Below are 21,010 nucleotides of genomic sequence, written 5' to 3' on the forward strand. Positions count from 1 at the left end.
CGCGACGCGTTGTGGAGCCGCGCCCGATTTCGGTCCAAAGGTTCCTCGTGGATCGCTTCGACCTGGGCTAGAACCTGCTGCGTCACTCTATCCTGAGTTGACAAGCTCGCGCCCGCGTTCATGCTCAAGCCCGCCCCGAACCCCACGAGCCCTCTCATGCTGCACGCCTCTCTTCGTCGCGCCATCGCCCTCTCGCTCACCCTCGGTGCCGGCTACGTGGCCTCCACGGGGCTCGCCGGTTGCGGTGACGAGGTCGCCAACAACAAAGACTTCGGGTCGCCCCCCGACGCGGCGATCTTCAACCCGAACCCGAACACCGGCGGCGACGGGTACGGCTCGGGCGGCAACAACGGCGGGCCGCCCGTGTGCCCCGACGATTTCAAGGCGTGCCCCCACACGTTCACGTACCCGGCCGGCAACGAGACGTCCGTCGAGGTGCGTGGCGACTTCGGCGGCCCCGACACGTGGCAGGCCGGCGTGCCGATGGTCAAGAACGGCGCCAAGTGGGAGGCGAACGTCAAGGTCCCGTTCGGCAAGCCCGTCCAGTTCAAGTTCTTCGTCAACGGCGCCGAGTGGAAACACGACCCCGCGCAGCCGTTCGTCACCGACGCGAACCAGAACACGAACAACACGTTCGCCGGAAAGACGTGCGAGCCCTTCTCGTGCGAAGAGCCCGGCGCCGTGGCCCCTGGTGTGTTCGACTGGCGCGACTCGGTCATTTACTTCACGTTCGTCGACCGCTTCTTCGACGGCAACGCGGCGAACAACTGCAACGTCGCGGGCGTGAGCGGGCCTATCGCCAACTACCAAGGCGGCGACTGGGCCGGCATCAAGCAGAAGATCGAAGCGGGCTACTTCACCGACCTCGGCGTGAACACGCTCTGGCTCACGGTGCCGCTCAACAACACGAACAAATTCGGCCGCGGCGTGGGCGGTGATACGCGCAACTACTCGGGGTTCCACGGGTACTGGCCCCAGATCGACGACCCGACGAACCCGGGTAACCTCTCGCCCGAGACGTGTTTCGGCACGATGCAGGAGCTCAAGGATCTCGTCGCCGCGGCGCACGCCAAGGGCATCAAGATCCTCTACGACTACGCGATGGTGCACGTGCACTCGGACAGCGGCATCTTCCAGCAGCGTCCGCAGTGGTTCTGGCCGAACGACAACGGGCGCGGCGGCAACTGCCTCTGCGGGCAGGGCTGCTCGTGGGACACGCTCCCCGATCGCGAGCGCTGCTGGTTCACCGACTACCTCCCGCACTGGAACTACACGAACGCCGAGGCGCGAAACTACTCGGTCACGAACGCCGTGGAGTGGGCGAAACAGACGGGGATCGACGGCTTCCGCGCCGACGCCATCAAACACGTCGACATCTCGTGGCTCACGCAGCTGAGGGCCCAGATAAAGACCGAGATCACCTCGAAGCAGACGCCGCCCCAGCGCTTCTACATGGTGGGGGAGACGTACGACTTCGGCAATCGCGACGTGCTGAAGCAGTACATCGACCCGAACACCAAGCTCGATGGGCAGTTCGACTTCCCGCTCCGAAAGAACATCCTCGAGGCGGTGGTCATGCGCCGTTACCAGGGCATGAGCGACCTCGCTGCGTTCATGAACGGGAACGACTACTACTACGGCGGAAACGCCATCATGAGCACCTTCATCGGCAACCATGACTTGCCGCGCATCATCCACCTCGCGGCCAATAACCGCCTCTGGGGGGACGATCAGGGCGCCGACGGCAAGGACCGCGCGTGGCAGAACCAGCCCACGATCCCGCAGGAGCGCGAGGCGTTCGAGCGCATCGCGAACGCGTTCGCCGTGATCTTCACGAACCGCGGCGCGCCGCTCCTCTACTACGGAGACGAGATCGGCCTCCCCGGCGCGGGTGACCCCGACAACCGCCGCTTCATGCAGTGGACGGGCCTCGACGCGAACCAGACGTGGCTCCGGGATCGCACGAAGAAGCTGCTCGACATCCGCGCGAAGCACCCGGCCACGCGCCGCGGCGTGCGCTCGACGATCTCGGCCGACGCCGACACGTGGGTCTACTCGCGTACGACGGCGGGCGACACGGTCTACGTCGCCATCAACCGCTCCGACGCGGACAAGACCGTGAGCGGCCTCCCGGGCGGTGCGCTCGACGAGCTCGTCACGGGCACTACGGCGAACGGGCCGACGGTCACGATTCCCGCCGCGCCAGACGCGCATCTTCTTCAAGAAGTAACACGCCCCCACCCGAACGGGCCGGCCCGCCTCGTCACGAGGGCGCGCCGGCCCTTCGTGTTTCGTGGGGAGTGCGTGGCCGAATCGGATCGATCCATGGCACGTCAGGGCCTTTTCGGTCACGTCGCGGCGGGCCATGGTGAGGGTATGCCTTCACGCCGCGCTCTCGTGCTCCTCGTGCTCCTCGTCTCGCTCGTGTTCGTCGGGTGCTCGCCGCGGCCGTCGTCGCCGACCCGGGCGCGCGCGGCGGTTACGGAGATCACCTCGATCCCCTGGGGCTTCTCGACCCAGAGCTACTTCCTCGAGGGCCCGACGGGGCTCGTCGCCATCGACACCCAGTTCTTGCCGAGCGAGGCCGAGCGCATGATCGCGATCGCCGAGGCACGCACCCACAAGAAGGTCGAGCTCGCGATCGTGCTCCACGCGAACCCCGACAAATTCAACGGGACGGCCACGTTCCAACGGCACGGCGCGCGGGTCGTCACGTCGGCGGCGGTCGCGCGGCTCATCCCCGAGGTGCACGAGAAGCGGCTCCGTGCCTTCTACGACAGGTACGCCCCGGACTACCCGAAGGAGGCGCCGAGGCCCGAGATCTTGCCCGAGGGCACGAAGGAGCTTCGGGCCGCGGGGCTCACGTTGAAGCTCCACGAGATGGGTGCAGGATGCAGCGAAGCGCACCTTGTCGTGGAGTGGGAGGGGCACGCCTTCGTCGGGGATCTCGTGGCGAACCGCGCGCACGCGTGGCTCGAGATCGGCGAGACGCCGGAGTGGCACGCGCGCCTCGACGAGATCGCGTCCCTGCGGCCGCGGTACGTGCACCCGGGCCGCGGCACGACGGGCGGCCCCGAGCTCCTCGCGAAGCAGCACGACTACCTGCGCGCCGTCGAGCGAGCCGTCGCCTCGGAAGGGCCGAAGCTCCCCCGCGACGACGCTGCCGTGGACCGGGCCAAGGCCACGATCGTGGCGGCGTATCCCGATTATGCGTATCCCGTATTCTTGGATATCGGGCTCCCCGCCGAGTGGGAGCGAATGGCAAGGACGAGGTGAGCGTCAGAAGACGCCGACGAGCTGGAGCCTCGGGCCGTGGAAGAGATCGAACGCGCCGAAGTCGACCTTTTTGCCCACTTGGTAGGTGGTGCCGTCGACGGTCTCGGTGGCGCGGATCTCGCTGAGCACGGTCTGGTAGATGCCTTCGCCGTGGTACTGCGCCTCCACGAGCACGCGGAACCGAGAGCGCGGCGTGGTGAGCCTGATGCGCGCGCCGAGGCCGAGCGAGCCGTTCAGCACGAGGGCCGTAGGCTTCTCGACGTTCCCGTTGGCGAAGGTGTACGCGAGGGGGCCGGCGCCGCCGTAGATGCCCACGTCGCCGAAGAGGGAGACGCGCCGCGCCTCGCCCTGGCCGAAGCGGAACGTGCCGCCGCCCATGTAGCTCTCGGTGGTGATCTTCTGCGCGAGGCTCTCGCGATCGAAGCGGAAGTTTTGGCCCTCGGAGCCCGGGGGGTTCACGTCGCGGAGCTCGTAGACGATGCGCGGCATTCGGTAATTCATGTACCGAAAGCCCACGATCACCTCCTCGATCCAATAACGGCCGATGGTCTCGGGGGGGAGGAGGAACGCGACGTCGTAGGCGATGTCGAGCTGGGTGTACGCGAGCTGGAGCCGTGCCTTGCCCACTTGGCCGCGGTCGGCGCCCGTGACCGGGTCGACGGCGACCTCGGTGACCTCGCCGCTCGTGAACGTCGCGTTCTTGTAGCGTGTTCGCACGCCCAAGAGGCCCGCGCCGATGTCGACCACTTCGCTCGCGAAGCCCGAGAGGCCGAGGCGCTCGCCCAAAGAGCCGGAGGTCTGGATGTCGCCGCCGGCGCCGAAGAGGCGGTCCGTGGTGAAGGCGCCGCCGAGGGTCGCCGCGTTCTTCACGTGGATCCAGTCGTAGGCGAGCTGGACGCGCCCGCCCACCATGGCGACGGGGCTCACGTCGTAGGCGAGCCTGCGGGTGCGACCCGTGTAATCTCCACTGATTCCGCCGGCGCCGAGCTGGTTGTAGAAGACGATCTCGCCGTCGAGCTTGGCGTGGCCGCGGAACGAGTCCCACTTGATGCTGGCGACCTGATCGACGAGGCTCTCGCGGTAGAGAAAGCCCGGTGTTTTGCCTTGGGAGACGCGCAGAGAGGCGCCGAGGGCCTCGTTCGCGCGCTCGAGCCAGGCCTCGTCGCCCGTGCCGCGGAGCTCGACGAACGCCATGCGCGCCGGGATCTCCTCGAGCCCGAGCTCACGCGCCTCGCCGCCGCGGTTCGTCGAGAAGAGGTCGCGCTGGGCGCTCTCGACGGCCTGGGCCGACTGCTTGACCACGACCGACACGATGGCGAGCGACTCGAGCGTCGAACGCAGAGCGACCGAGAGCACGGCGAGGCCGTCGCGGGCGATGCGGTCGCGAACGGGGTCCGAGAGGTCGGCGCGGGCGAGCCCCTCGAACACGGCCCCGAGCGCTCCCGCGGCGGTGGCGCGTGCGGCCTCGGCGCGGGCGAGCTCGGCGCGCGCGGAGACGAGCTCCGGGGGCTCGGCCGGCACCTCGGGCGGCATGCGCACCTTGCGCGCACGAAGATCGGCGAGGGTGCGTGCGAGGTTCGTGCGGCGCTCGGCCACCGCCGCGAGAGAAGCCTCGTACGCCACGAACGCTGCGGAGATGTCCGCCTTCTCGGGCAAGAGGGAGGCGAGCGCGTCGAGCACGGAGGGGTGCGTCGGCTCGAATTTGCGCGGGTTTTTCGCGCCGACACGGACCTTGTCGAGGTGGAGGCGGTAGAGCGTAGCGACCGGGATCTCGTGCTCGCCGTCGACGTAGGTGGGGCTCGCCTGCGCTTCACGGCGCGCGCGCTCGGCGACCTCTCCCGCCATGCCGATCGACTCGATCCATGCGTCGCCCGGGGCGTAGGGCGTCTTCGTGAGGAGCTCGACCCACGAGGCGCGGAGCTTCTCGATGTCGGCCGCGCGGTCGCGCACCACGTCCGCGACGGGCGGCTCGTTGGCGAACGCCTTGTCCGCGCGCACGTTGAACGTGCTCGGAAAACAGCCCACCGAGAGGCTCGCGGCGGCGACCGCCAGCGCGGCGAGGGCGCGTGCTCTCACGGGGGGCGCGCTCTTTTCGTGCACGGGGGGCGTCACACCGACTCTTTTGAGGGAACGGAGCGTCGGCGTCAAACGCGGAGGCCTCGAACGGGGCCCGGTATGCCTCGGCGGCAAACCTCGGAGGGGCGAGGCGTGCTACCCCACGCGGCGTGCGAGGCGTGCGATGGCCTCGGGCCTCGCGGCGTCCTCGAAGAGCTGCGGGAGGAACGAGGGGCTCACAGGGAGCTCGGCCGAGAGCCGCGCGAGGCACTCGGCCTGGACACGCTCACGCGCCGACCGCATGGCGCCGATCTGGATGGCGGCCTCGTCCGGCGTGGTGGGGGTGGCGCCGGGGCCCATGCCGGTGCCCTCGAGCGCGGCGCGCTCTTCGCGGGAGAAGAGGGGAGGCAGCACGCAGTTGACGACCACCTTGCCGATGGGGAGCTTGAGCTCGCTCTGGATGGCCGCCGCGAGCTCGATCGTCTCTTGGGTGGGCATGGCCTCGGGGAGCGTCACGAGCACGACGGCGCAGGTCTTTGCGTCTTGGAAGAGCACCCAGGCCTTCTCGGCGTCGCGGCGGAGGATGCCGGGCGGCGCGACGTCGAGGATGACCTTGGGCACGCGGAGCATGTCGAGGCCGTGGCCGGTGGCCGGCGCGTCGAGGATGACGACGTCGTATTTGGGGCTCCCGTCGTCGCGCTTCTCGGTGGTGTGCCACCAGGCTTTGCCGAGCATGGCCCACTCGTGCATGCCGGGCACGGCGGCGAAGAACGAACGAACGTATTTGTTGTCGAAGAGGAGCGCGTAGAGCGCCTTGGAGTTCAGGGTCATCATCCCGTACTCCTCCATGGCGGTCTCGGGCGTCATGTTGACGGCCCACACGTTGGGCGCCACGTTCATGGGCTCGGACCCGATGAGGTCGGATCCGAACATGGCGGATAGGCGCTCCTTGGCGTTGCACATGGCCACGAGCACGCGCTTGCCCTTGTGGGCGATCGCGAGGGCCTCGGCCGCGCACACGGTCGTCTTCCCGACGCCGCCTTTTCCGGTCACGATGAGAAATCGCCGTGTTTCGAGGCCCGACATGCGCTAGGTCCTTCGTACCAACTTCTTCGCGCGAAAAACAGGCATTTTCCGCGCACTTTTCCCGAAGGTAGCCCTTTTGAGCCCATCGTCCGACGTTCGCATCGTGCCCTTGGGGGGGCTCGGCGAGGTGGGCATGAACTGTCTCGCGTTCGTTCACGCGGGGCGCGCCATCGTGGTCGACTGCGGCGTGACGTTCGACGAGGCCGAGCTCGGCGTCGACGTGGTGCATGCCGACTTCGCCTTCTTGGACGAGATGCCTTTGGCCGGCGTCGTCGTCACGCATGGGCACGAGGACCACATCGGGGCCATCCCGTACCTCTTGAAGCGCTTCGACGTGCCCGTGTACGGGCCGCCGTACGCGCTCGCGCTCGTTCGCGAGAAGCTCAAGGAGCACGAGGTGCTCGGCCACGCGCGCCTCGTCGAGGTGGGGACACGCGAGCCCTACCGCGTGGGTCCGTTCGAGATCGAGCACTTCCGGGTCACGCACTCGATCGCCGACGCGACGGCCATCGCCATTCGTACGGCGCGCGGCACCATCGTCCACACGGGGGATTTCAAGTTCGACGACGACCCGCCGGACGGCGAGCACTTCGACGAAGAGGGGCTCCGCGCGGTGGGCGACGCGGGCGTCGAGCTCCTCCTGAGCGACTCGACCAACGCCGAGACGGAGGGCTCGTCGGGGAGCGAGAGCATCGTCGGTGCCGCGCTCGAGAGGCTCGTCGCCGAGACGGAGGGGGCCGTGGTCGTGGGGCTCTTCGCCTCGAACGCGCACAGGCTCCGGCTCCTCGGAGAGATCGCGCGGCGCACCCACCGGCGCATCGTGCTGCTCGGTCGCAGCATGCGCACGCACACACGCGTCGCGCGCGACGCCGGGTACCTCGACTGGGGCCCCGAGGCGACGTTCCCCGTGGAGCGCCTGCGGGAGCTTCCGCGCCGCTCGGTGCTCGCGCTCGCGACCGGCACGCAGGGCGAGGAGATGGCCGCGCTCGGGAAGCTCTCACGCGACGAAGTGCCCGGATTCGCTCTGGAATCGGGGGATGCCGTCGTGTTCTCGAGCCGCGTCATCCCGGGCCACGAGCCCGAGGTGTACGCCTTGAAGAGCGCGCTGCTCCGTCGGGGCATCACGCTGCACACGCACAGGACCGCGCGTGATCTCCACGTGAGCGGGCACGCCTACCGCGACGAGCAGCGCCGCATGATCGAGCTCGTCCGGCCGCGCGCGTTCATTCCCTTGCATGGTACACGCGTCCAGCTCGACCGGCACCGCGCGCTCGCGGTCGCGGCCGGGGTCGGTCACACGGAGCTGCTCGAGAACGGCGAGACGGCGTGGCTCGGCGAGGGCGGGCTCCGGCGCGGCGAGAGCGTGCGCGCGGGGCGGGTGCGGGTCTATGCGCACGCCGAGGTGACCTCGGCCACGGTGGCGGATCGCAAGGCGCTCGCGTCGTCGGGCGTCGTCGCGGTCACGGTGCTGGTCGACGAGCGCGGGGCCCTCGCGCGGCCTCCCGCGGTCGTGGCGCGTGGGGTCGTCGATCCGGGCCACCCGGGTTTCCTGCGGGACGTGGGGCGCGAGATCGAGGTGGCGCTCGCGGCGCTCGGCCCTCCGCACACGGACGAGCGCATCGCGGAGACGGTCCGCCTCGCTGCCCGCCGCGTCGCCGCCAAGGTCATGGGGCGAAGGCCCGTGGTGCTCGCGACCGTCCTGCGGGTGTGAGGGGAAGGGGAGAGGGCCAGAATCCTTCACCCCACCCGATGCCCGTCCCCTCCCGAGAGCAAGAAGGCCGCGACGATCGCGAGCACCAAGAGCCCGACCGCGACGACGACCGCGATGCGCGCGCCCCCGCCGGTCTTGGGCGCGGCGCCGACGTGGCTCGCGAGGGCGGCGATGGGCGGGGGGGCCTCGTCTCCCTTGTCGGCCAGGAAGACGCTGGCGGCGCGCGTGAGGCACGCGTCGAGTGACGCGTCGGGGGACTCGTCCATGCGAATGCGCATCGACGACTCACCCTCGACACGCCACTCGGCCATGATGACCCGGAGGGGCTCTCCCGGCTCGGAGATGCCCTTCTCGAAGACGTAGGAGCGGAGGCGCGTCGTGCCCTGTTTGCGCGCGAGCACGGCGAAATACGGCTCTCCGGGGCCCGCGGGCTCGGGGAAGTAGACCGCGAGCATCTCGACCCCGTCGCGCACGTGCACGGCCTTGCCCTGGACCACGCCCTCGACCCCGACGCCGCGCACCGGCACGCCGAGCACACTGCCGATCATCGCGAAGAAGGTGGACCAGTCGGGCCCGGAGAGCATGCGGAAGAGCGTCTCGGGCTCTTTTGCGGCCTTCGAGGGGAGGAGCTTGTGGGCGATGAGGTAGTAGGGCGTCGACACCCGCGTGAGCGTACGAGCGCGCGCCTCGTGACGGAAGCCCTCGCACGAAAAGGAACGAGCGCCGAGCCCCCGGAGGAGCGCGGCGCTCGCCTTCACGCGCGGATCGAGTCAGGCCGTGGGGACGGTCTCGCTGCGGAAGATCTCGACCTTCTGGAGGACGACGTCTTTCATGGGGCGGTCGCGGGGGCCCGTCGGCGTGTTGGTGATCTTGGGGATGATGTCGTTGCCGAGGAACACCTGGCCGAACACCGAGTGCCGATTGTCGAGGTGCGGAGTGGCCACTTCGCAGATGAAGAACTGCGAGCCGTTCGTGTTGGGGCCCGAGTTCGCCATCGAGAGGATGCCGGAGCCCGTGTGGCGGAGCTCGGGGTGGAACTCGTCCGCGAAGCGGTAGCCGGGGTTGCCGGTGCCTTGGCCGATGGGGCAGCCGCCCTGGATCATGAACTTGGGGATCACGCGGTGGAAGATGAGACCGTCGTAGTAGGGGCGCTTCGTGGGCTTGCCGGTCTTCGGGTCTTGGAACTCTTGCGTGCCCATGGCGAGGCCGACGAAGTTCTTCACCGTGTTGGGCGCGCGGTGCTCCTCGAGGCGCGCGACCATGGTGCCCATCGACGTGACGAAGCGGGCGTAGAGCTGGCCTTGGCCGGGGACTTCGATGGGCGGAAACGCTGCAGCTACCATGGGTCTCTCCTCTGTCTTTCGCGGGCCTCTCGGGACCCGCGCCGGGGAGGCTACACGATGCTCCCGCCGCCGCGGCGCCTTTTGCGTACGCCTGCGCTACGCTCGGAGGATGGTCACCCGAGGCGACGACCCGACGCACCCCGTGGGCCCGTACCGAGGCTCGACGCTCGACGTCACGATCGCTCCCGATCGCCGCGCCCACGTCGCCGCGGTGCTCTTGGGCGTGGGCTTCGGGATGGGGGTGCTCTTTCACGTCGGGCTCGTCGCGCGGCGTGAGGCCAAGGCGCTCGAGGCCGCGGCGCTCGTGAGCTCGGCGGCGCCCTCGGGCGTGGTCTCGGCGACGCTCTCGGGCCCCGGGGGCACCGTGGCGATCCCTGGGAAAACAGGCATGGTCGTGCACGTCTGGCTCCAGGGGTGTGCAGACTGCATGCCCGCCTTCGAGGCCCACAAGAGGCTCGCGGACGCCGGTGAGCTCGCCTTCGCGCTGCCGGTGGTGAACGTGTCGTACGGCGAGGCATCTCCGGCGTGGGCCAAGGGCTACCACCTCGACACGTCCCTCGTGAGCGACCGAGGGCCCGCGCTCGTGCAGCCGCTCGGCATCTCGTCGTTCACGACGCTCGTCGTGAACCGGCGAGGCAAGGTCGTGCTGCGCGATCGCGCCGACAGCCCGGGCTACGCCGAGCGCGTCCGCACTGCCGCCCGCGTCGTGGCGCTCGAAGAGTAACGGTCGCCCGAACGACCACCCGCGAACCGACCGACGCGGCGGAACGTTGGCGCTCCGAAGGATCTGTTCGCGCCGGAGAATTCTTGTGCTGCGTTGCCGTGGGGACAAGCGCTAGGGTGGAGCGAATCGGCCTATGCGTACGCGTTTCGTCCTCGGCACACTCCTCTCTCTGGTGCTCACCCAGGCCGCTCCTCGGGCCGCGTTCGCCGCCGATGCTCCGGCGGAGGATCCTCGCCGCGCCGAGGCGAGGGCGCACTTCGAGCGCGGGGTGGATCACGTCGACAGGTCCGAGTGGGACGCGGCGCTCGTCGAGTTCCTCGCGTCGCGCGCGGCGCTCTCCACGTCGAAGAACACGTACAACGCGGCCGTGTGCCTGCGGAAGACGGGGCGCTTCGACGAGGCCCTCGAGATGTACGAGGCCTTGCTCCGCGATTTTCCCGACCTCGAGACCAAAGAGCGGCAGGTCGCCGAGCGTGAGCTCTCGCAGCTCAAGGCCTCGGTCGCGACGATCTCGATCGAAGGGGGAGTTGCGCGAGCGAAGGTCGTGGTCGACGGGCGCGAGCGTGGCACGCTACCCCTCGCGGCGCCGCTGCGCGTCGGCGCGGGCACACACACGATCCGCGTGTCGGCCGACGGGTACATGCCGTTCGAGGCCCGCGTGGACGTGGCCGGCATGCAGGCCGTCACGGTCAAACCCCAGATGTCGGCCCTCACCGCGGGCGGTCGCCTCAACGTGGCCGAGCAGACCGGCAAGGCCCTCGACGTCGTGGTCGACGGGGCGACCGTGGGGAAGACCCCGTGGGACGGCGTGCTCGCGCCCGGGGAGCACACGGTGTACCTGCGCGGCGAGGGGAATGTCGGCACCGTGCCCGTGCGCCCGAACGTGGAGCTCGGGCAGGTGGCGTCGCTCAACCTGCTCGCCGAGGAGCTGCCGGCGCAGATCCGCATCGTGCCCACGCCGGCCTCGGCGGCCGTGTTCCTCGACGGCGTCGAGCTCGGTCGCGGCGGATGGGAGGGGCGCATTCGGCCCGGAAAACATAGGGTCCGGGCCTCGGCCGAGGGGTTCTTGCCGAACGAGATCGCGATCTCGGTGGAGCGCGGAAAACCGGCCGTGGCGGCCGTGAAGCTCTCTCCCGATCCGAAGGCCTTGGGGCTCCCGAACGCAGGCGTCGCGCTCGAGCTCGACGCGGCGCTCCCCATCGGCCTCGTCGCGGGCGGTGGCGCGGACCTCTCCGACGCGTGCACCGGAGCGTGCTCGCAGGGCGTGCCCTTCGGCTTTCATGGCGTGCTCCACGGCGCATACCAGACGTCGAGCGGGTTCGGCGCGGGCATCGACGCGGGGTACCTCTTCGCCGTCTCGTCCATCTCGGACCGCGAGGCCGTGCTCACGCCGCGAGGCCGTGCCGGAAACCGCGGCACCGTCGACGACACGCTGCGCCTCTCGGGCATCACCCTCGGCGGCTCGGCGCAGTACCACGGGCGCGGTGGGTGGCCTCTGCTCCTCCGCGTGGGCGCGGGCATCTGGCTCGGCCAAGTGACCGACGCGCGCTCGGGCTCCTTCACGAACCTCGCGGGCGAGCCCTACACGGTCGACGCGAAGACGAGCTCGTCGGCCACGTACTTCTACGTGGCCCCGGAGGCGCGCATCGCCAAGTCGATCGCGAAGAACCTCGAGGTGACGTTCGGCATGGAGGTGCTGGTGATGGCGGCGCTGAAGAAGGCCACGTGGAGCGACGGCACGACGATCTCGACCTCGAACGTGGGGCGAGGCGACGGGCTCGCGACGTTCGGTGAGCAGCAGACCTTGGGCTCGTTCCTCCTCTTCCTCGCGCCGAGCGTCGGCGTGCGGTACGACTTCTGATGCGCCCCGCGATGCTCCTCCCTCGGTGTTTGCCGGTCGTGGCCCTCGTCGGCCTCGTGGGGTGCGCGTCCCCGAAGGACGGCGCTCCTCCGCCCCCCGAGGCCCGGAGGGCCGCCCTCACGGCGCTCGGAGTGGGCGGGCAAGTGTCCGAATCCAATGCGGTCTTGCCCGCCCTCGCCTCGGGGGCGGTCGCCATCGGAGACGCGGCGAGCGGCGTCGCCGTGCGTGTCACGCTGCGCGGCGCGAGCGACACGCGCGGCTCCGACGTAGGCGGTGTGCGTCTTCACCGGGCCGCGTACCGTGGCGCTGACCTCGCGCGCGTGACGACGACCGACGGCATGGAAGACTTCGTCTTCTTCGACGCCCGGCCGGCCGACGAGGTGCTCGTGTACGACGTCGACGTCTCGAAGGCCGCAGGGCTCCGGCTCGTCGGGGATGTGCTCGAGGTGCTCGACACGAAGGGCGCTCCTCGGCTTCGGGTCGTGCCGCCGTACGTCGTCGACGCGAAGGGGGCGCACCACGCGGCGGCGCTCTCCGTCGAGGGCTGCAAGGTCGACACCCACGCCTCGGATCCTCGCGATCGCGCCGTGCTTGCGCCCGGGGCATCCACGTGCGGGTTGCGTGTCACCTGGAAGCTCGACGACGCGGGGTACCCTGCCGTCGTCGATCCGAGCTGGCAAGGCACGGGCTCTCCGATCGTGGGGCGCTACGATCACGCGTCGATCGCGCTCACCGGGGGGCGTGTGCTCATCGTCGGCGGGACACGTCGCGACAGCGCCGGAATGGGGAACGGACCGCTCCCGCAGTGCGAGATCTACGATCCCGCGACCCGCACGTGGGCGGCGAGCAACGATCTCGGAAACGCGCGCCAGAACCCCGCCCTCGCGCAGTACCCGAGCGGAAAGGTGCTCGCCGTCGGCGGCGGGTGGAGCCGCGTGCAGGTCTTCGTTCCGGGCCAGATGCCGGACACGCCGATGGACGGCGTGACGTCGGCGGACTTCCTCACGGCGACCATCTTGGGGAACGGCAAGGCGCTCGTGCTCGGCGGGTTCGTCTTCGGGACGCCCTCCGCGTCGGCGCTGCTCGTGGACGAGGCGAACCCCGGCTCGCCCACGAACGCCGGGCCCACGGGCGTGATGGGCGCGGCGCGCGGCAAACACACGGCGACTTTGCTCGTGTCGGGCAAGGTGCTCGTCGCGGGAGGGGAAGGCCCTGGCGGAAAGCTCGCGTCGGCGGAGATCTACGATCCCGCGACGAACACGTTCGCGCCGACCGCGGGGCCGATGATGGCGGCGCGCTCGGCCCACGCGGCCGTGCGCCTCACGGACGGGCGCGTGCTGCTCGCCGGTGGTGGCACCACGGTGGCGGAGCTCTACGATCCCGCGACGAACCAGTTCTCTGTCGCCGGGAGCCTCGCCCAGCCGCGCGAACGTGTGCGCGCCGTGAGGCTCGCGTCGGGGCGTGTGATGGTCGCGGGTGGTGAGGTGGCCGGGGTCCCCGTGGGGGACGTCGAGATCTTCGATCCGGACACGCGCACCTTCGCCCAAGACACGCCGCTCACCTTCATTCGAACCTGGTTCGGCCTCTCGCCCCTCCCGAACGGCGACGTGCTCGCCGACGGCGGGAGAGACAAACGCAGCTTCGGCATCCGCAACTCCGAGATCTGGTCGCCCACCGAGAAGGGCATCGAGTGCCGCGCGGGGAACGACTGCCGCTCGGGTTACTGCCAACAGGGCACCTGCTGCGCCGCCGAGTGCAAGGGCCCGTGCAAGACGTGCTCTCCGGGGACGGGCGCGTGTGTCCCCGTGATCTCTGCCGACGATCCGGACGACTGCACCGGCGCCCTCACGTGCGACGCGGCCGGCGCATGCAAGAAGAAGAACGGCAACGCGTGCACGTCCGCTGGAGACTGCGCGAGCGGCTTCTGCATCGACGGGTTCTGCTGCGAGCGCGCGTGCGGTGGGCAGTGCGAGGCGTGCGACGTGGGTGGGCGCGAGGGCCGATGTGTCCCCGTCGCGGGTGAGCCACACGCCCAGAGACCGCGCTGCGCCAAGGGGGACACGACGTGTGGGGGGACGTGCGACGGCATCACCACGGTGTGCTCGTACCCGAGCGCCGTCACCGTGTGCGGTCGCTCGTGCGGCGAGAAGCTCGAGACCGTCTCGACGTGCGACGGCAAGGGCGCGTGTCTGCGCGGCTCGCCCCAGAGCTGCGCGGGCAACTTCGTGTGCGCGAGCGCGACGGCGTGCAAGACCGAGTGCGCCTCGGACGCGGACTGCCTCGACGGGTACCGCTGCGAGGGCAAGGTGTGCAACCCCGTCGCGCTCTGCAAGGGCACCCTCGTAACGAAGGGGCGCGAGGTCGTGGACTGCGCGCCGTACACCTGCGAACAAGGTGGCCTCTGCCGCACGTCGTGCGCTTCGGTGGCCGATTGTGCAGAGCCCAACGTGTGCTCGGCCGACGGACGCTGCGTGCTCCCTCCGCAGGCGCCCTTGGAGGGTTGCGCGACGGGGGCGGGCTCGGGTGGTGGTGAAGGTGGGCTCGTGGCGCTCGCCGCGGCCTTGGGGATGACGCTCGTGAGGAGGCGCAAGCGATGAGGGCTCCCAAGCTCGCAGGTCTCGTGGGGGCGTTCGCGGCGGCGCTCTCCTTCGTCGGAGGGTGCGCGACCGAGCACGACGAGGCGCCTCCGCCTGGCGCGGCCGAGGGCGCGCGGGCCGAGACATGGCTCAGCACGACGAGGGCGCGGTTCCCGGGCGTCGTCGGTGGAGGAAGCTCCGCGGCCACGTCCCTGCGTGTCGCGCTCCCCCGGGTCGCGTCCGGGGTGATGGAGCTCGAGGACACACGCTCGGGGGTCGCCGTGGGGGTGGCGATGCCGGGGCTCGCTGCGTCGTCTCGGTCGGACGTCGACGGTGTCGCCGTCTATGCAGGCGCGGGCTACGCGGTGCGGCCCCTCTCGCACGGGGTGGAGGACTTCCTTGCGCTCCCCTCGCCGCCGCGCGGCGAAGAGGTCGTGTACTCGCTCGACGTGCGTCGCGCTGCGGGGCTCCGCGCGGTAGGCGGTGGGCTCGAGGTCCTCGACGCGGGTGGTGCGCCTCGCCTCCGCATGGATCCGCCGTACGTCGTAGGGGCGCGGGGCGAGCGTGTCGCGGCGAGGTTCGAGGTCCGCGGGTGCGCGGTGGACACGAGCCCAACGCCGCCCTGGGGGAGGCCCGTCGTTCGGCCCGGAGCCGACGTGTGTACGATGCACGTGCACTGGGAGGGCGTGTCGTACCCGGCCCTGCTCGATCCGAGGTGGTTGGGATCGGCTTCGCAGGTCTCCCGCATCGGGCACGTCGCCTTGAGGCTCGCCTCCGGCCGCGTGGTCTTTGGCTACGGGGAGTCCTGCGACTCGCAGGCCTGCCGCTCGGTGCCCGGCGTCCACCTGTACGATCCCGTGACCGACTCCATCGCGAACATGGGCGGTGCCGACGAGCGCGGCGCGGGGCGCTCGGGGGTCGAGCTCCCGAACGGCAAGGTGCTCACGGTGGGGGGCACCCCCGAGCTCTTCGATCCGTCGAACGGCCAGTACACGACGACCGGGCCCATGGGTACGCCCCACAGTGGCGCCCAGCTGATCCGGCTCGCGAGCGGCAAGATCCTCGTCGTGGGCGGTGGAGTCGCGGCGTCCTCGCTGTACGACGCGGCGACGAACACGTTCGCCCCGGGGCCGGCCATGACGACCGCGCGCACCGGGCACACCGCGACGCCCCTCGGGAACGGCAAGGTGCTGGTCACGGGCGGCAACACGGCGAGCGCGGAGCTCTACGACCCCGCGACGGGCGCCACCGGGGCGTTCACCGCGACCGGGAGCATGACGACCGCGCGCACGGGGCACGTGGCCGTTCTCCTGCCGAACGGGAAGGTGCTCGTCGTCGGAGGAGCCACCGCGAGCGCGGAGCTCTACGACCCGGCCACGGGGCAGTTCTCGGCGACGGGATCCATGATCGAGCCGCGACCGGGCCTCGACGCGACTCTCATGCCGTCGGGGTACGTGTATGTTACAGGCGGGTTCGCGGCCGGAATCGGCACGGCGCTCGTCGAGAAGTACGACATCGCGACGGGGCGCTTCGCTACGGCGCCGGCGCTCGACTTCGGCCGCGCGAACCACAAGGCCGTGCTCGTGAACGGCGGTGTGCTCGTCGTGAGCGGCGGGCACGGACGCGAGGACCGCCGAGGCAACGGGGTCGACGCGATCGAGCGGCTCGGCGTGAACGCGCCCGGCGCCGCGTGCGTGGGCAACGACGACTGCAGCTCCGGTCTGTGCGACCTCGGGATTTGCTGCCAGGGGCCGTGCACCGGTGCGTGCCGCGCGTGCGTCGCGGGGACGGGCGCGTGCGAGCCCGTGCGCTCGGCGGACGACGCGGACACGTGTGCGCGCGCGTCGACGTGCGACGCCTCGGGCGCCTGCAAGAAGAAGGACGGCCAAACGTGCGGCGCCGGCGGGGAGTGCGCGAGCGGTCACTGCGTCGACGGCGTGTGCTGCAACTCGGCGTGCTCGGGGGCGTGCGAGGCCTGCGACGGCGCGGTGAAGGGGCGTTGCGACGTGGTCGCCGGGAGACCGCGCGGGAATCGACCCTGCGCGAGCGACGGCTCGTCGTGCGGTGGTGCGTGCGACGGCGTTCGCCGCGACGTGTGCCGGTTCCCGTCGCCCCAGGTCGGCTGCGGGACGGCGTGCAAAGACGGAGTACGCACTCCCTCGGCGTGTGACGGGGCCGGGGCGTGCAAGGTGCTCGCTGCCGAGGCGTGCCCCGGCAACTACGCGTGCGCCGACGCGGCCACGTGCAAGACGACGTGCGCCGTCGACGGGGACTGCCGGTCGCTCTTCGCCTGCAAGGCTGGAAAATGCGAGCCTTCGGCCAAATGCGACGGCGCGCACGCGATCGTCGCGCCCGACGGGAAGACCGCGACCGAGTGCCTCCCGTACCGCTGCGAGGAGGGCACGAACCAGTGCCGCACGGCCTGCCGTGACGTGGCCGACTGCGCCGCGCCGTTCGTGTGCAGCGGGGACGGCCAGTGCATCGCGCCGCCCGCGCCCCCGGGCGGCTGCACGACCTCGCCCGGCGGCCCGGAAGGCGCTACCTTGGTCTTTGCCACCGCGGTGGTGGCATCGTCCATTCGGAGGCGACGTCGCGTCGCGCACAAGGCATGACACGGCCCGGTTTTGCGGTCTCGAGCGACGGGGGGGCCTCGCCGAACGCCCAAATCATCGACGACAAGTACCGTATCGTCCGCGTGCTCGGCGAAGGCGGCATGGGCGCCGTGTACGAGGCCGTGCACCTCGTCACGGGCCGTCGTGTCGCGCTCAAGGTGATCGTGTCGGAGCTCCTCGCCCGCGAGGAGGGCATCGTCACGCGCTTCCAGCGTGAGGCCCGCGCGAGCGGCGCCATCGACTCGCAGTACGTGGTGCAGGTGCTCGACAGCGGCATCGACGCGGCCACGAAGAACCCGTACCTCGTGATGGAGTACCTCTCCGGGGAGGACCTCGGGCAGCTCATTCACAGGCTCGGCGTGCTCCCTCCGGACTTGGCCCTCCGAATCACGGCGCAGGCCTGCCTCGGCCTCCAGCGCGCCCACGACGCGGGCATCATCCACCGCGACATCAAGTCGGCGAACACGTACCTCGCGCGGCGCGACAACGGCGAAATCATCGTAAAGCTTCTGGATTTCGGCATCGCCAAGGTGCGCGCGGACCCGTTCGCCGAAGGCGGGGACCACAAGCTCACGCGGACGGGCTCGATGATCGGCTCGCCGCTCTACATGTCGCCCGAGCAGGCGCGGGGCTCGAAGGCGCTCGACGCGCGCGCCGACATCTGGTCGCTCGGGGTGGCGCTCTACGAGGCGCTCGCGGGGACGACGCCGAACCATCACTGCGACACCATCGGCAACCTCATCGTCTCTCTCTGCTCGGACGACGCCGAGCCTTTGCAGAACCGCGCGCCTTGGGTCTCGTCCGAGATCGCCGCGGTGGTGCACAAGGCGCTCGCTCGCGCGCCCGATCACCGCTTCACGACGGCCACCGAGATGTACGACGCGATCGTCGCGCTCACGGGCCGGGACATCACCATCCGCGAGGACATGCTCGTGGCCTTGTCGGACGCGGAGAAGGCGAGCGTCGCGCCGCGTGCGGGCACCTCGACCGACTCGCAGGGGCCCCGTATCGTGCTGAAGTCGGGGGCGCCCGTGTCCGACATGGCGCAGACGGCGCTGGCCGTGGCGGCGACCACGGGGCCCGGCCTCGGGGACTCCAGCGTCACGCCGCCGCCGAAGAAGAAGGCCGCGTTCGTGCTCCCGGCGATCGCGGCGGTCGCCGTCGTGGGCATCGTGGCGGGAGGCATGGCCCTCAAGGGAAAGGCCGACGCGAAGGTCACCGCGGCTCCCGAGGCCCCGAAGGCGGCGCCGTCCGAGGTCGCTCCGGCGCCGCCGCCGTCGGTCGTCGAGAAGGTGACCGAGAAGGTCGTGGTGCTCGTGAAGAGCACGCTCACGGTGACACCTCCGGGAGCCGAGGTGCTCGTCGACGGGGAGCTCGTGGCCTCGAAGGGCGGGGTCGTCGAGCTCAAAGGGCCCGTCGGGAGCCATCGCAAGGTCGACGTGAAGGCCGAGGGCAAGACGGTGAGCGCCGACGTGGTCCTCTCCGAAGCGGGCGCGGTGCCGTCGAAGGTCGACGTGCCCGTGGCGGCTCCGGTGCGTGCCGCCGCCGGCAAGCCGAGCACCCCCGCCGCGGGCAACGTGGCCAACGCCCCCGCCGCCCCGAAGCCAGCCGCTCCCGCCCCGGCCCCCGGGGGAGGCGAGCCCACGATCAACCGCAATTTCTGACCGGGAGAGCCGCTGTTCCGGCGCCGGAACGAGGCCGTGACCCGAACGATTTCATGAGGTTGAACGACGGTGGCTCCGTGAGCCGTGCCCGTCCGCGGGGCTTCGCCGCTGGAGGGTCGGCCCCCTCGGTCCCTCTCGGAAAATCGTCTGGAGAGGTCGACGGATTCGATCGCGAGCCGACAACCCCGCCGGTATGAACCGATTCCTTCGCGCCTCTCTGGCGCTCGCTTCCTCGTTCCCACCGCCGTCGTAGACGACCCTCACCGTGTAGTCGCCGGGGGGGAGCGTGAGCTCGAAGGGCTGTCCCGGCTCGGCGCGCCCGGCGTCGGCGCGATCGACGAGGACGCGGGCCCCCTCGACCACGTGCACCGTGATGCCGGCGGAGCGCTTGGGCTCGGCCTTGGCGGGCGCTTCGGTCTTCGCGGGAGGGGCCGGCTCGTCGGCGTGGGCCGTCCCCGCCGAGGTGGCCAAGGCCGCGAAAGTAAGAAGGAATGCGGCGGTTCGGGGGGGCCGCGGGAGGATAGAGGAGAGGCTCATCGAGACTCCCATTGTCTCGATCGGCTCGTGTCCGTCGACCCCGATGTCGTTTTTCTTCGGGGAGCCTCGGGGAGCTCCGACAGGCTTGCCGTCTTGTCACCGGCGACGGGGCGGAGCGGGCGTGTCGAGGGGCTCGGCCGCCCGGTCGCACCGACGCCGCGACCGTACACGGGGCCTGCGCGAACGGTCCCCGCCGCGTGAGGTGGGCCGCTCCAAGGGAGACTCCCTCGCCGCGCCCCCTTTGGTCACCCGGTCCACCCGCGCGGCGACGAGGCTATCCGCCGATGCTCCGGATCGACACATCCCGCGCCGAGGGCTCCGTGCACCCGCGGAACGTCACCCCGTCGGGCTTGGCGGTCCAAGCTTCGGCGAGGCGTGCGCGTACCCCGGCGAGGTCGCCTCGTGCTGCCTCGGCGCCTGCCGCGACTCCGTCGTTCGTCGCGAGGCACGGGCGGAGGGTGCCGTCGGCTGCGACGCGCAGACGGTCGCACCCGTCGCAGTAGGTGTCCGTCGTACCCGTGATGAAACCGATGCGGCGCGGGCCATGCTCGGGGCGCGCGCGCACGTACCTCGCGGGCCCGCGGTCGACGTCCTTCGCTCCGTGGTCGGCCTCGAGCAGGCCCGAGAGCCTCGCGCGTTGCTCCGCATAGGGAACGAGCTTGTGGGGTATCCGCGCTCCCTCTCCGACTCCCATGATCTCGAGGAACCTCGGCGTCATTCCCCGGTCCCACGCGAAGCGCGCGAGCGCCTCGAGCTCGTCCTCGTTCTCTCCGCGCACCACGACGACGTTGAGCTTCGTCTCGGCGAACGGGAGCGCGGCCATGGCCTCGATGCCGGCGAGGACCGTCGAGAGGCGCCCTCCGCGCGTGAGGCGGGCGAACCGCTCGGGATCGAGCGTGTCGAGCGAGACGTTGACGCGCATGAGCCCCGCCGCGTGGAGGGGCGCGGCGAGCTTGGCGAGGCGTGTGCCGTTCGTGGTGAGGGCGACGTCGTCGAACCCGACCTCGTGGAGTGCCCGCACCGCGTCGACGACGATGGGGGAGAGCAGCGGTTCACCGCCCGTGAGGCGGACGCGCCGAACACCACCCGCGTAGAGCCCCTGGAGGAGCGCGGTGAACGCGGCGAGGTCAAGCGTCTCTTCGGAGTAGCCATCGCGCTTGTTCGGGCGGCAGTAAACGCACGCGAGATCGCAGCGGTCGGTGAGCGAGAGCCGGACGGAGCGAGGCTCGGCGCGCCGGTTCGGGGGCGCGTCGAAGACAGGAAGCGCGCGCACCTCAGCCACCCGAGACCGGCGGGACGAGCGCGATCACGTCGCCCTCGTGGAGGCGCTCGTCGAGCCTCGCGAATCGTTCGTTCTTCGCGATGCGAACCGCCGACATCCGCCCGCGCAGCTCGGCGTAGGTGCGCTCGAGCACGTCGACGAGATCCGCGACCGTAGGCGCCTCACCCGAGAGGTCGAGCGTCGCCTCGGGCGCCCCGGCGAGGTCTCTCGTGACCGCGAAGAACAGGACGGACACCTTCACGGGCGCCTCCGAGAGCTCACGTTCTCGCGTGCGCGTGCGCCG

General features: G+C 70.6%; 14 protein-coding genes. 7 read left to right on the forward strand and 7 right to left on the reverse strand.

Annotated elements, in window-relative coordinates:
- Window positions 1–120 precede the first annotated feature (120 nt).
- On the forward strand, window positions 121–3,276 hold the full coding sequence (locus tag IPK71_13305; GenBank protein MBK8214710.1) for a hypothetical protein: 3,156 nt from the start codon (window positions 121–123) through the stop codon (window positions 3,274–3,276).
- 3 nt (window positions 3,277–3,279) lie between these two features.
- On the opposite strand, the gene IPK71_13310 is transcribed toward IPK71_13305, so the two are convergent.
- Both IPK71_13310 and IPK71_13315 read right to left on the reverse strand, forming a co-directional pair.
- A complete protein-coding gene (locus tag IPK71_13310; GenBank protein MBK8214711.1) occupies window positions 3,280–5,352 on the reverse strand; it encodes a hypothetical protein in 2,073 nt (690 codons plus the stop codon).
- 135 nt (window positions 5,353–5,487) lie between these two features.
- Window positions 5,488–6,417: an ArsA family ATPase gene (locus tag IPK71_13315; GenBank protein MBK8214712.1), complete on the reverse strand. Its 930-nt coding sequence runs from the start codon at window positions 6,415–6,417 to the stop codon at window positions 5,488–5,490.
- Between the two features lie 76 nt (window positions 6,418–6,493).
- Here IPK71_13315 and IPK71_13320 point away from each other — a divergent pair, with 76 nt between their 5' ends.
- On the forward strand, window positions 6,494–8,128 hold the full coding sequence (locus IPK71_13320; GenBank protein MBK8214713.1) for a ribonuclease J: 1,635 nt from the start codon (window positions 6,494–6,496) through the stop codon (window positions 8,126–8,128).
- Between the two features lie 26 nt (window positions 8,129–8,154).
- Here the strand turns inward: IPK71_13320 and IPK71_13325 are convergent, their stop codons facing one another.
- Both IPK71_13325 and IPK71_13330 read right to left on the reverse strand, forming a co-directional pair.
- Complete coding sequence (locus IPK71_13325) at window positions 8,155–8,790, reverse strand: hypothetical protein (protein ID MBK8214714.1); 636 nt, start codon at window positions 8,788–8,790, stop codon at window positions 8,155–8,157.
- A 108-nt stretch (window positions 8,791–8,898) separates the two neighbouring features.
- The gene (locus tag IPK71_13330; GenBank protein MBK8214715.1) at window positions 8,899–9,471 is read right to left on the reverse strand and encodes a peptidylprolyl isomerase; all 573 of its coding nucleotides are present in this window, start codon (window positions 9,469–9,471) and stop codon (window positions 8,899–8,901) included.
- Between the two features lie 109 nt (window positions 9,472–9,580).
- Between IPK71_13330 and IPK71_13335 the strand changes: the two genes are divergently transcribed.
- The 5 genes from IPK71_13335 to IPK71_13355 all read left to right on the forward strand — a co-directional run bounded on the left by IPK71_13335 (window position 9,581) and on the right by IPK71_13355 (window position 18,908).
- Entirely contained in the window at window positions 9,581–10,195 is a 615-nt protein-coding gene (locus tag IPK71_13335) for a hypothetical protein (GenBank protein ID MBK8214716.1), read from the forward strand.
- Window positions 10,196–10,328: 133 nt separating this feature from the next.
- Complete coding sequence (locus IPK71_13340) at window positions 10,329–12,056, forward strand: PEGA domain-containing protein (GenBank protein MBK8214717.1); 1,728 nt, start codon at window positions 10,329–10,331, stop codon at window positions 12,054–12,056.
- Window positions 12,057–12,067: 11 nt separating this feature from the next.
- Window positions 12,068–14,653, forward strand: coding sequence for a hypothetical protein (locus IPK71_13345; protein MBK8214718.1), 2,586 nt, complete (start codon window positions 12,068–12,070; stop codon window positions 14,651–14,653).
- Window positions 14,650–17,244 (forward strand): hypothetical protein, encoded by a 2,595-nt coding sequence (locus IPK71_13350; protein MBK8214719.1) that lies wholly within the window; start codon window positions 14,650–14,652, stop codon window positions 17,242–17,244. The genes IPK71_13345 and IPK71_13350 overlap by 4 nt, the downstream gene beginning before the upstream one ends.
- Window positions 17,241–18,908 carry a serine/threonine protein kinase gene (locus IPK71_13355; protein MBK8214720.1) on the forward strand — a complete coding sequence of 556 codons (1,668 nt, stop codon included), beginning with the start codon at window positions 17,241–17,243 and terminating at the stop codon, window positions 18,906–18,908. The genes IPK71_13350 and IPK71_13355 overlap by 4 nt, the downstream gene beginning before the upstream one ends.
- A 51-nt stretch (window positions 18,909–18,959) precedes the next feature.
- On the opposite strand, the gene IPK71_13360 is transcribed toward IPK71_13355, so the two are convergent.
- From IPK71_13360 to moaD, 3 genes are all read right to left on the reverse strand, one after another.
- Window positions 18,960–19,379, reverse strand: coding sequence for a hypothetical protein (locus IPK71_13360; protein ID MBK8214721.1), 420 nt, complete (start codon window positions 19,377–19,379; stop codon window positions 18,960–18,962).
- Between the two features lie 340 nt (window positions 19,380–19,719).
- On the reverse strand, window positions 19,720–20,718 hold the full coding sequence (locus tag IPK71_13365) for a radical SAM protein (GenBank protein ID MBK8214722.1): 999 nt from the start codon (window positions 20,716–20,718) through the stop codon (window positions 19,720–19,722).
- A gap of 1 nt (window position 20,719) precedes the next feature.
- Complete coding sequence (gene moaD, locus IPK71_13370; protein MBK8214723.1) at window positions 20,720–20,962, reverse strand: molybdopterin converting factor subunit 1; 243 nt, start codon at window positions 20,960–20,962, stop codon at window positions 20,720–20,722.
- Window positions 20,963–21,010 lie beyond the last annotated feature (48 nt).

The organism is Myxococcales bacterium (assembly GCA_016712525.1).
In the GTDB taxonomy this organism is placed as follows: Bacteria; Myxococcota_A; Polyangia; order Polyangiales; family Polyangiaceae; genus JAAFHV01.